The following is an 11,022-nucleotide window of genomic DNA, read 5'->3' on the forward strand; positions in this document are numbered from 1 at the left end:
TGTATTCATGAATTCTAGCTACTTTTACTCGTTGTTTATTCCAGCGAGAAGATCCTTTCATTCTTCTAGAAAGAACAAGCTGTGGTGCTATGCGTTTAAAAAGTGTACCTTTTGAAGGGTGTAAAAAAGGAACCCGTTATGGATTCCTTTTTGTAATGATATGCATCGTTTCTATTCCTGAAAGAATAGATTTTACTTTTCCATACTAATCACTTCCTTTTTTAGAGTACTAGTATCAGTATGTCCAAGTTTTGGAGTGTTTGCACCAGAACCCTATTCTTCTTCTAAAATAGCGTAATAATACTCATCCCACCATTCATTTCCATGTGGTATACACTTCCTAAAATAGCCTTCTCTTCTCATTCCAATCTTCTCCATCACTCGATATGATGGGGTATTCTGTGGCTGACATGTAGCTATAATTCTATGTAATTTCATTTCCTTAAACCCATATTTCAATGTAGCTTTTGCTGCTTCAGAAGCATATCCTTTATTGAAATATTTAGAATTGAACACCCAACCAATCTCATAAGTATGTTCACCAAAATATTTATGAAAAACAATATGACCAATTAGGATATTGTCATCTATTAATACCACAGGAAAGTTCTTAGCATTTTCACCAATGTTTTCATTCACAAAGTTTCTTGTATCTTCTTCAGTAAAAACCCCTTCGGGTATGTATTTCATAACATTGATATCTGATGTATACTCATGGACAGCTTGCCAATCTTTGAACTCAAATTTTCGTATTAATAATCTTTCTGCTTTTACAAACATTTACTTTTCCCCCTCAAAAAATAGTAACTTTATTTCAAGTCAACATTTAACCGGAAAAACAAAAAGAACTTGTAGGAATCCCTACAAGTTTTTTTGTTTAAGGTGAATATACGGGACAAACAAACTATCTTACAGGTTCATCTTAGAAACTACAGGGGTAATGCTTTGACAAATATATTATATAACAAATATTAACATCCATAGATTTTAATTTCGAAAATTATGTGAATTAAGAAAATAAAATAGTATATCATTTTCGTTTCCTAAAAAATCCATTTGTTCATTTCGTATAAAACCCTTTAAAACAATATCAACATCATAATAATATTCATTCATAGGTATAGATAACTATACTATTCTAATGCGTTCGTATAACAGATGTTTCCATTATATATTTTACGAAAAGTTTAAATTGTATATTTTTTACAAAAAATGAGGTATAATTTTCGTTGAAGAGCAATCTGTAAGTCCAATTAAATTATGTGCTAAATTTACATGGGATATGTAACACATATTCGAAAAGAGATAATGTACTTGTGGACAGTACGAGGAGGATTTTTATGGTCAATAATTATATAAATGAAAAAGATCATCTTTTTTATAAAAAACGTTTTTATAATGTTTTAGCTTCAATTCCTTTAGTAGTTAACGCGCTAATAGTAATATATTTATTAGAATTGGGATTAACTTATTTTGTAACCTTTACTGGCATTGCAGTAATAACTTTATTAATTCAGTTCATTTATTATTATTCAAATTGGAAAAAATCTTTTAAGTAACTTTTCTAATAGTTTTATGAATAAAAAGTCTCTTCAGAAATCTGAAGGGACTTTTTGAGATTTCTAGATACATGGACTACTGATAAGTGGTGTTATTGTAGCTTTGAAATAAAGTTTGATTAAAAAGTAAACGTCAAGTAACTCTAAAATCAACCTTTGTTGTATATTTTTGAGTTACTTGACGTTTACCAATTTAAATGACTTTGATGCGGTGATTTAAAGATAAAAAAGAGACAACTCAAAAACTTGATGCCCCTTGTTCTTTGAGTCGTCTCTTTTAATATCATGAATAACATAGTCTAATTTCATTGCAGAAAGAATCGGATTATGTATTTCTCAATTCACGCATCCCAAACATTTACAAACTAATTTATGTTTGAATTTCTTTCATCATCTCCTAAGTTACGGAAGTTACTATCATTCGTATTATCACAACCGTTACTGCTATCCTAGTACCCCGATGATAAATCTGAATCACTATCTCCAGAATTTTTTCTTTCACTCGTATTCCTATTCACATTCTTGTTTTGCCATACAAACAGCTGATAATACAAGACAATGAAAACAATCATTAACATCCCAAGTAATAAATCCCCCAAAAAGCCCCAAGACACAAAAAATATAGATATGATGCAGTAAATACAAATTGCAATGATGACATATGAAATTTTTGCTATCAAACGTAACATTCTTTGAATAAATGTTGGTTTCGATTCTATTTCCTTCATTTTTCTTCTACTATTCTTCCTATTTTCTTCTGGCCATATATCATCAAACAGATGGAAATACAAGATAAAAAAAGGAATGACTGCAACCTCAACTGGAAGTTCACTCCAATAATCCGGAAGTATCACATACTTAACTATAGAAATAATAAACAATACAATGATGGCATATAAGATTTTCGCCGTCAATCGTAACATTCTTTGAATAAGTGTTGGTTTCGAATCCGCTCTCTTTCTCTTCTTTTTAATATTTTTAGCATAATGATTATAACGTTTTCTTTTTTTGCTCATATTTCCCCTCATTTTTCCTTTTCCGCCTCTTGAACTACCACTTTCACTTCGTTTAGAAGAGGGGGATTCCTAAGTAAAGAGTTCTATCGAACTCTAATTTATTAGGCTATCTCCACAGTCCTTGCGGTTAGAAGCCTTATCGCTTCATTCTTTAGATTGATACTTGCGTTAATATCCCTATCATGGTGTGTACGACAAGAAGGGCAGTCCCATTTACGTAGGTTTAGATTTTCTCAAAATACCCCATACTCCTTTTAGATGTTCGATCAACTTATAAAATTTCTTTTATTAAATACCAATCTGATATGAAGTTCACATACTTACCGTTCTCAGAAGTAAATTTAAGTTATTTTTAAATTAGGTATACCTAGTACAAATTCTTGAATTGCGCCCGTTTGTTGAAGATTAATTTTCATTATACTTTTTGTACTGAGTCCAATGCTTTTTTTAATTCGTCTGATTTTTGAGTGCCGATTACCACTGTGTTATATTTCAACTTTAACTCTATACCTTTCTTTCCATTCATGTTATATGCTTTTTCACCCTTAAGGTTAAAACGAATTCCACATCCCCCAAATCGTTTTAGTGGACTATAAGTAATGCATTCATAGTGATGTATATTTTTGAAAAGGTACTGCTTATATTGAAGATGAAAAGGAACAAAACGAACATAAAGACCTTTTTCACGGACCTAATGATCAGTTTCAATACTCCAAGCATTAACACAGGAAAGACAATCCCGAAAAACAACCACAAAACAACTAATACACCATTGGGAGCTGGTTTATCTCCAAACGGGGTATCAAGAATAATTTGTTGAATGAATCCATACCACATCAGTATGGCGATCCCTAATATGAGTATCCATACCCAAATTGGGGATCGCTGAACCTCACGAAAGATAACGTGTTCTTGTTGTTTCATTAATGATTGTCACCTCCTAAATGGTTTATTTTTTCTCACTAATTTTAAGCCGTTTTGCATTTCCAAAAAATGTGCTCCCAATTATGAATATAACGGAAGAGAGATACATTGTTATCCCTGAATATTCATTATCAAATATTGTAGTATTAAGTAAATTAATAAACATCATCAATATAAGTGATATGTACAATCCGTTAATATATTTCACTTACGCCCCTCCTTTTCCCTATTTTACCATTTAACAGAAATGATATGTTGTTTGATTTTGGTTGTATATTGTATACATGCTCAGTTAACATAACGTATCTGTAAAGTGATAATAACGTTATTTAATTCTGATCTAAAAATATAAGAGCCCCGCTACAAGCCATATTGTAGTTGTTGGTTTTGAATAAAGTTTGATTCAAAGTATGCTAAAAATGTTGTTTTTATTAAAGAAGAACTCTTCATATTTTGAAAAAAGATTGGTCAAAAATAGATTCATTGTTGTGAATTAGTGTACAAATATTATAAAAAAGTTTGACCAATTTTTTTGTAAAACTTACTACAACAATATATGAATACCTTTGACTGTTTTTGTAATTTATTGTAAAACAATATACATAGAAAGGTATTTTAGGGGAAATATAGAAAGGGAATGCCTTTCAGCTTTTAAAGGGCAAAAGCATATCCTTTTTGTTATTTAAAGGGGGAGAAAGAAAAAGTATTTATGTTTTATTAATAGTTATAGCAATTATGGGGTTAAGTGCTTGTGGTAAAGATCCATCAGATGATTTGCAATCTAAAAAGTGGAATGTCGTTGCTACCAATGGGGAATCATATACAGCAGAATTCGCTAAAAATACGGTTTCTTTCAAGATAGGAGCTTTCACAAGAGGGTTTACATATAAAATTAAAAAAGATGAAATTAGTTTAGAAGAAGATGGGAAAGAGCCAATTGTATTTGAAATTAAAAAAGATGGTGATGAATATAAATTTAAGACAACAACTCCAGCTATTAAAAAGAAATTTGGAGATTTGACGTTATCACCAAGTAAATAGTAAATGAAAAGTCGAGATAAAACTCTGTAATAATTTTACAGAGTTTTTTGTTTGGTGTTCCGTTTAAAAAACATTTTTTGATGTACTGATAATATAGTTGCTTAATTTTATCGTCTGAAAAGCAATATCCTAAGCCACTCATCTAATATGGGCATTTTTTACATAAAGAAAAGACACCCTAAGGTGCCTCTCTCCGACTTAAACCACTTTAATTTTTATAATATATATTTGGACTTCCATCCAAATATGATTTTACCATATTTATCTATATATTATCTTTTTTATTAAAAAATTTAAAATCTTATAGGGGTACGGAAACTATTATGGGTTTCGAGGGCCACTCTGGAATTAAATATCACGATACAATTTTGATAATTGTATTTGAGAACCTCTAAATCCTTTAAAATCAATAACTTGTAATCTTATCAATGGAGTAAACCCTATTGATAATGGTTAGTTAAAAGAATATCCTTTCTATCAATTGAAACTTAATTTACCCTTAAAATTTAGGATATAAAAGTCAAAACTTAAAGATTTCTCTCTTGGTTGTATATTTATTTTCCATGGTGGCCCCTCATCTCTCGAATCGTTTCCAAACCCCTATTTCAAATCAATATTTGAATGTATACATATACTAAGTTTTTAAGATAAATGTTTTTATAAAAAATTCGGTACGTGAAATTATTAAAGACTCAAAATAAAAGCCCTCATAGACCATAAATCTACGAGAGCTGCCTAAGGGTATTTTCCATTCGACCTGGTTCTATTGTAGCAAGCTTTCACCAAATAGCAAAAACATAACGATCCAAAACCAAATAATCAAACGAAATGCGCTCTTGAATCCTCCCCAGAGAGAAAATGTTTCCTCTTGCATTATTATCCCCCTTTCCTACTTATCTTTTGGTTCTCCAAACCATTCATACATTGCCTGTCGGCTTATAATCCATTCCTTACGCTTCCCTTCAGGATGCAAAAAATACTTCACTAAATCTTCTTGTAACATGCGTTCTAAATCATTTATTTACTTCTCGTTCATTAGAGAGGGGCTATATTTATTCTTAATTGTCTCACGAGGAATCCCCCAATAAAAAGCTGCTTCAGATGGCGTCATGTATTTATCAATTTCTTTCATGGGCATTCTCCTTTGTTTGCTGTTAAGCAAATGAAGGGTTATTATTTTGCTTGTTTATATTTACTATCTATGACAGCCAAACGGATCAACTTCAGCTTAATATCCTTACTAAGAAAAAGCCATTCAGATGTACCAATTTTTATAACCTTTTCCTCCCCATTCTCTTTTTATATTTCAAGAAAATTAACCCCTTAAATATTTGTATTTTACACTAATTTAACAACTAGGGAATCCCCATCATATTCATGAATGTGTAAATCATAGCGCATTTCTGTTACATCTAGTACTTTGCAAAACCTCTGATAGTAAGCCGGATTAGTTACTTCCATGCCAATTTCTCCATTTCTGAACAGATACTCTAAATCATCAATGATTTCTTTTACTGTATTCTCCAATATTTTCACTCCTTACCTTTATAAAATAACAAACCTTACAAGGTTATTTATTTGTTTTTCAGATATTTCACAGAAAAATTCTTAATAACATCCTTAACTCACTTTAAACCACTTATTTTCGCTTACAACACACCCTTTGTTATTTAGGTCTTATGTCATTCACTTTTAAATAAACATTGGTTATATCGAAACCTAAGAAGCCTTTTTTTGATGAGAGTATGATTTTTTAAAATTAATTTCTAAAAATAACAAAAGAGCTGAATTTTCATCACAGCTCTTTTGTTATTTGGGTCTGTATGTGTACATGTGGGATATTGAGAACAGCCCAAAAACTTATTTCCTGTTTTATTCGAATTACGAACGATTAAATGATTTTTAAACTTTGCAACAGAACCCTAATACATTTTTTTATTATCCCGCCCAAACATCTTTTGAATAATACAGGTTTTCTTCTAACTGTTGTAGCCACGCACGTGCTTCTGGTTCACTCACATTATAAATATCAGCGTAACTTTTTATAAGCGTATTTTCTACATCAGGCGCTATCTCTCTTCCATCACCACATATATACAAATGCGCACCTTGATTAAGTAAATTAATCACCTTTGCAGCATCTTGTTTTATTAAATGCTGAACGTATATTTTCGGCTGATCCTTCATTCGAGAGAAAGCTGTGTGAAGAGCCACAATTCCTTCTTTCTGTGTTTGTCCAAGTTCTTCTTGATATAGATAATCCTCTTTAGGTGAACGACACCCAAAATAGAGATGCGCTTCACCTAATGATTCACCATTAATTTTCATTGATTTTCGAGCTTGCAGAAAACCTCTAAATGGTGCAATTCCTGTTCCCGGCCCCACCATAATAATCGGGGTTTTAGGATTTTTCGGAAGTTCGAAGCCAGACTGTGAATTTGAAATAAAACATGTAATCGAATCTCCCTCTTTAAGCTGAGCTAAGTAGGTAGAAGCAATTCCTCTGTATTTTCCATTTCCACTCCATGCATTGTCTTCCACAACACCAACGGTAATACTCAATTTCTGGTCATTTACTCTTGGCGAAGAAGAAATTGAATAATATCGTGGACGCAATGCTGGAAGTAATTCTATAAAATTACTAAATTCCATTTCGCATGCTGGGTATCTCTCTAATAATTCAAGCATAGTTAATCGTCTGGATAAAACTTGTTCTTTATATACACGTTTTTCTAATAGTGCTTCGAGCTCTATTTTGTGTGGCGGACAAACAGTTTTTGCTGCCATTGCACGTAATTGATTTCTTGTGACCGGTTCTTGAAGTTCTACAAATTGCAGTAACTCATTAATTGAAACAGTGTGATTTAAAGGAAGATGTACTAGCTTTGTATTGTCACCAGTTAAACGGATATAGTCAGATCCATTTAGCTGAAAACGGGATAGTACACGATTCACTAATTCTGGATAGTTTCTCGGAATCACCCCTAGATGGTCGCCTTCTTTGTAAGTTACATTATTCGGTAAAGAAATTTCAAGGTGTCTTGTACTTCTTGAGCTACATGGCTGTTGTAATTCTTCATTCTTTACAGTTTTTGTTGTAAAAGTAGGATACATTTTTGCTAAATTTGTTTCCGCTACACTGTCTACAAATTTAATAGAAAGAGTAAAGGCACTTGTCTCACTTCCTTCGATATCAAGCTTGAAGTGATCTGCTACATCATTCCATAGCTGCTCACGCCACTCTTCATAAGCTTCTTCAAAGTCATCACTTGCATCTCCTTCACCACGCTCTGTTAGACGCTCTGCTCCTTTTATTGCAAGTTGTTCATCAATAAAGAAAGGTACCTTTTGATAGGTAGTGGCCCAGCTCTTATCGCCGCAGCCAAATACAGCATAGTGAACACCTTTCACTTCATGCTCAGATGCTTTCTCCAACCACTCTACAAACTTCTTCGCATTATCAGGCGGATTTCCGTTATAAGAAGCAGAGATAATCAATACCACTCCTTTTTTAGGAAGGTTCCCTGCATGAGAATCTAATGAAGCAGCTTGTGCTGCAAATCCTTTACTAAGAGCGATATCTACTAATTCACGTGCTATTCCTTCTGCTGTCCCCATATTGGAACCATGTAGTACGAGTAATGGCGTGTTATGAACATTATCCACTACTTTACGAACATTTTTTTCTGGCTGTTCACGGTAAGGAGCAGGAATACCACCTAGAGGGATTTTTTTTGATACTGCTTTTACAGTAAGCCCTTCTGGTTTTAACGTTAAAGTTTCTTTAATATCTAATTCGTAATTTTCATGATCATAAAAATCAAAATGCTTCAACATCATTCCAAGTACAAGAGTCGCTTCATGAATTGCAAACTGCTGTCCTATACATGCACGCTGTCCGTTTCCAAAAGGCTTGAATGCGTGCTGTGGAATTGTACTTGGATTTTCGAAACGTTCTGGTCGAAATCCCTCTACATCCTCACCCCAAATTGTTTTATCACGGTGAAGCTGTGGAATAAGTACCTTAATCTCTTCTCCCTGCTTTAACAAATATTCTCCACCAAGCGCAGTGTCTTCTTTTGGATATAGTGAAAAAGCAGGAGCAGTTGGCCATAAACGAAGGGATTCATTTAATACCATAGTAATATATTTCAACTGCTTCACTTGTCTATAAGTAGGAACAGGATCTATCAATACACGAGTTGCTTCTTCTGTTGCTTTATGTAAAATATGCGGATTTTTCACTAAGAAATAAAGTGCGAACGACAATAGACCACTCGTCGTCTCATGGCCTGCGATTAAAAATGTAATCATTTGATAACGAATATTTTCATCATCTAACATTTCTCCTGTTTCCGGGTCTTTTCCGTTTAGCATATGAGCAAGCAAATCATCTCCTTGCTCACCACTTATTTTTCGATCTGCGATTATTTTATCCACTAACCCATTCATGTATTGAATATCTTTTTGAAGTTGAAATTTTTTCTCCTTATATAATGGATTATCTGGATTCACACGCTGTAATTGGCTCATTGACTCATCTAGTGCACGCACCATGCTCATAATAAATGGATGAGGCTGATCACGATAGAAACTGTTAAAGCGATAATTAAAACCACAAAGTCCAATTGTATCAAGTGTCAGACGTGTCATATCCTCTGGTACATCAATGTGCTCATCAGCATTTAAGCGCTCCCATTTTTGAATCAACTGCATAGCGATATCTACCATCATCGCATGGTACCCCTTCATTGCTTGTTGACTAAAAATTGGTAATAAAATGTTATGAGCTTTTTTCCAGTTCTTTTCGTATGACCAACTCGTAAAAAGACCATCTCCAGCAAAGCTTCTTACATTTTTGAGTGCTGGGCCTATGCTTTTATCAAAGCGTGATTCATCACATACCTCTTTAACTAATCGTTGACTAGATACATAACGCGTCACCTGATTTGGTGTTTCAAACTTAAATATTTCTCCCATTTGATCAGCAATTTTCATTAAAGATTGAAGTGGTTTTTCTTTATTTAATAATAATAAATTTCCAAGATCTCCATCTGTTTTTGGTTGCGGTATTTCCTTTATAACCATTTGTAACCCTCTCCCCTTTATGTAAATTAATGAATTGTTGCTGATAGTTATCCATTAACTGTCCTCAACATCTTGAACCCACTTGTCTGTTAATTCTCCCTTTTTGCTTTCAATCAGCTCACAAATTTCCGTAAAACTTCCAAACAAGATTTCATTTTTTCTAACGTCTTCAAACAACTAGGTTTTCATTGTCGTTGGACGTTTTAGCTTTGTATTCATTGTGTATACCTCTTTTTTAGATATGTTTTCGTTAATCAGTCACAAAACCCTAATTATAAGCGTTCATTACTTTAGGTAGTAATATGATTGGATTCAATTATATCTGTTAATTGGTCGAGAATTCGTAAACGTGATAGTATTCGTTTTTGTACTCATGTACTTTCCCTTCTTTTTTGTTTGAAATTTACAAAAACAAACAATTGTTGATTATCCATCAGCTGTTTGTTATCGTTCAATTGTTAGTTATATTATAATATCGAGAACAGAGTATGACCATAATCAAAAAATCTAGTATTGTCGAGTATCAACCAAATCATTTGTATGTGTCTTTTTTTTATGAAATATTGAACATTGGAGGGGAATTTGATGAAAAATAATCCAAAAACGGACAGAAGAGTTAAGCGATCAAAAGTAGCCTTAAAAAAATCTCTTTTTTCATTAATGGCAGAAAAAGATTTAAAGTCAATATCCATTACGGAGATCACAGAAAGAGCGGATTGTAATAGAGGAACCTTCTATTCCCATTACGAAAGCAAAGAAAATTTATTAGAAGAAATAGTTCAAGAAAAGATGGAAGACTTGATTAAAGCATTAGTTGACTCCTACCCAAACGACAAGGATATCCTATTTGAAGAAATGTCTTCTGCGGCAATGGCGCTATTCACGCACTTTTGGAATAATGTTGATTATTATCAATTAATGCTGAATAAACATGTGTATTCAGGTTTTCAAGAGTATTTGTGTGAAATAATCAATGAGCATTTTTTAAAAAATTTAAGAGCGGTACGAATAAATCCAAACCATCATATTAATCATGAAATAAATTCTTATTATACAGCCTATTCCATCTTAGGAATGCTGGTTTATTGGTTTAAAAACGACCTGGTTTACACCCCTCAATATATGGCCAATCAATTAATGAATATCCTGACAAATCATCCTTATAAAGTGAATGTCATTGGATCTGAAAAGGATAAGGTAGTGATAAAAAAAATAAACCACCACATCTGAAATTAATGATTGGTGGAAATGATGGGGGAATGAGGGCTATCCCTGGCTCATACAACTATTATGAGATAGATACATCAATAAAATAACTTTATCATTTTAGCCAAGAAGACTCCTTCCTCAAGGAACGCGAAGTGAGTAGGTGGGAGATGAATTGGCTTCGGACA

Annotated in this window: 9 protein-coding genes and 3 pseudogenes; 3 read left to right on the forward strand and 9 right to left on the reverse strand. The window is 32.8% G+C overall.

Going from position 1 to position 11,022, the window contains the following annotated elements; genetic code table 11:
• Positions 1 to 273 precede the first annotated feature (273 nt).
• Complete coding sequence (locus JDS80_RS29650; protein ID WP_071734884.1) at positions 274 to 780, reverse strand: GNAT family N-acetyltransferase; 507 nt, start codon at positions 778 to 780, stop codon at positions 274 to 276.
• A gap of 560 nt (positions 781 to 1,340) precedes the next feature.
• Between JDS80_RS29650 and JDS80_RS29655 the strand changes: the two genes are divergently transcribed.
• Positions 1,341 to 1,559, forward strand: a complete 219-nt coding sequence (locus tag JDS80_RS29655; RefSeq protein ID WP_071746629.1) for a hypothetical protein — start codon at positions 1,341 to 1,343, stop codon at positions 1,557 to 1,559.
• Between the two features lie 449 nt (positions 1,560 to 2,008).
• Here the strand turns inward: JDS80_RS29655 and JDS80_RS29660 are convergent, their stop codons facing one another.
• The 4 genes and pseudogenes from JDS80_RS29660 to JDS80_RS32200 form a co-directional block, all read right to left on the reverse strand.
• Entirely contained in the window at positions 2,009 to 2,575 is a 567-nt protein-coding gene (locus tag JDS80_RS29660) for a hypothetical protein (RefSeq protein WP_199640699.1), read from the reverse strand.
• A 101-nt stretch (positions 2,576 to 2,676) separates the two neighbouring features.
• Positions 2,677 to 2,808: pseudogene (locus JDS80_RS29665) on the reverse strand (zinc ribbon domain-containing protein); the annotation flags it as partial.
• A gap of 349 nt (positions 2,809 to 3,157) precedes the next feature.
• Positions 3,158 to 3,499, reverse strand: coding sequence for a DUF6141 family protein (locus tag JDS80_RS29670; RefSeq protein WP_242477459.1), 342 nt, complete (start codon positions 3,497 to 3,499; stop codon positions 3,158 to 3,160).
• A 25-nt stretch (positions 3,500 to 3,524) separates the two neighbouring features.
• The gene (locus tag JDS80_RS32200; protein WP_071734887.1) at positions 3,525 to 3,707 is read right to left on the reverse strand and encodes a hypothetical protein; all 183 of its coding nucleotides are present in this window, start codon (positions 3,705 to 3,707) and stop codon (positions 3,525 to 3,527) included.
• 467 nt (positions 3,708 to 4,174) lie between these two features.
• Between JDS80_RS32200 and JDS80_RS29680 the strand changes: the two genes are divergently transcribed.
• A complete protein-coding gene (locus JDS80_RS29680) occupies positions 4,175 to 4,540 on the forward strand; it encodes a hypothetical protein (RefSeq protein ID WP_242477460.1) in 366 nt (121 codons plus the stop codon).
• Between the two features lie 889 nt (positions 4,541 to 5,429).
• Here JDS80_RS29680 and JDS80_RS29685 read toward each other — a convergent pair.
• From JDS80_RS29685 to JDS80_RS29700, 4 genes and pseudogenes are all read right to left on the reverse strand, one after another.
• Positions 5,430 to 5,672: pseudogene (locus JDS80_RS29685) on the reverse strand (DNA-binding protein).
• 206 nt (positions 5,673 to 5,878) lie between these two features.
• Complete coding sequence (locus JDS80_RS29690) at positions 5,879 to 6,067, reverse strand: hypothetical protein (RefSeq protein ID WP_071734889.1); 189 nt, start codon at positions 6,065 to 6,067, stop codon at positions 5,879 to 5,881.
• Between the two features lie 239 nt (positions 6,068 to 6,306).
• Positions 6,307 to 6,444 (reverse strand): annotated as a pseudogene (locus JDS80_RS29695) (topoisomerase DNA-binding C4 zinc finger domain-containing protein); the annotation flags it as partial.
• Between the two features lie 34 nt (positions 6,445 to 6,478).
• Positions 6,479 to 9,628, reverse strand: coding sequence for a bifunctional cytochrome P450/NADPH--P450 reductase (locus tag JDS80_RS29700; RefSeq protein ID WP_199640700.1), 3,150 nt, complete (start codon positions 9,626 to 9,628; stop codon positions 6,479 to 6,481).
• A gap of 585 nt (positions 9,629 to 10,213) precedes the next feature.
• Between JDS80_RS29700 and JDS80_RS29705 the strand changes: the two genes are divergently transcribed.
• Complete coding sequence (locus JDS80_RS29705; RefSeq protein WP_098890402.1) at positions 10,214 to 10,858, forward strand: TetR/AcrR family transcriptional regulator; 645 nt, start codon at positions 10,214 to 10,216, stop codon at positions 10,856 to 10,858.
• Positions 10,859 to 11,022 lie beyond the last annotated feature (164 nt).

This window comes from Bacillus cereus group sp. N8 (assembly GCF_016483685.1).
Taxonomy (GTDB): Bacteria; Bacillota; Bacilli; order Bacillales; family Bacillaceae_G; genus Bacillus_A; species Bacillus_A proteolyticus.

Excerpts from the sequence above, each read along its gene's own strand:
- JDS80_RS29650 (WP_071734884.1), bottom strand. The coding sequence starts at position 780 with ATGTTTGTAAAAGCAGAAAGATTATTAATACGAAAATTTGAGTTCAAA.
- JDS80_RS29700 (WP_199640700.1), bottom strand. The coding sequence starts at position 9,628 with ATGGTTATAAAGGAAATACCGCAACCAAAAACAGATGGAGATCTTGGA.
- JDS80_RS29660 (WP_199640699.1), bottom strand. The coding sequence starts at position 2,575 with ATGAGCAAAAAAAGAAAACGTTATAATCATTATGCTAAAAATATTAAA.
- JDS80_RS29705 (WP_098890402.1), top strand. The coding sequence starts at position 10,214 with ATGAAAAATAATCCAAAAACGGACAGAAGAGTTAAGCGATCAAAAGTA.
- JDS80_RS29655 (WP_071746629.1), top strand. The coding sequence starts at position 1,341 with ATGGTCAATAATTATATAAATGAAAAAGATCATCTTTTTTATAAAAAA.
- JDS80_RS29670 (WP_242477459.1), bottom strand. The coding sequence starts at position 3,499 with ATGAAACAACAAGAACACGTTATCTTTCGTGAGGTTCAGCGATCCCCA.